The sequence below is a fragment of the Acinetobacter sp. UBA6526 genome, from assembly GCF_002434875.1.
Classification (GTDB): domain Bacteria; phylum Pseudomonadota; class Gammaproteobacteria; order Pseudomonadales; family Moraxellaceae; genus Acinetobacter; species Acinetobacter venetianus.
Genome location: NZ_DJLC01000201.1, coordinates 1 through 471 on the forward strand (window position 1 = coordinate 1; position 471 = coordinate 471).

Genomic DNA, 471 nt, shown 5'->3' on the forward strand with positions numbered 1-471 from the left:
ATCTGTGGGTGAAGTAATGGCGATTGGTCGTAACTTCCAAGAATCTGTACAAAAAGCACTTCGCGGTCTTGAAGTTGGTGTATGTGGCTTTGATGAAAAAGTTGAAGCAGGTACAGCCAATGCCAAAGACATCATCTTAAAAGAGCTAAAAGTGCCTGGCCCAGAGCGTATTTGGTACGTTGCTGATGCATTCCGCCACGGTTTCTCTTTAGATGACGTATTTGAAGCAACAAAAATTGACCGTTGGTTCTTAATTCAAATCGAAGACATCATTAAAACTGAAGCTCAAGTAAAAGCTTTAGGTTTTGGTGACTTGAATGCTGACAATATCCGTTCATTCAAACGTAAAGGTTTATCGGACCTTCGCATTGCGAACTTAATGGGTATTTCACAAAAGCAATTCCGTAAACAACGTTGGAACTTGGGTGTATATCCTGTTTACAAACGTGTTGATACATGTGCTGCTGAGTT

1 pseudogene is annotated in these 471 nt (G+C 40.6%); it reads left to right on the forward strand.

Annotation, left to right across the window (positions count from 1 at the left end):
- Nucleotides 1–471 (forward strand): annotated as a pseudogene (carB, locus tag B4237_RS13590) (carbamoyl phosphate synthase large subunit); the annotation flags it as partial.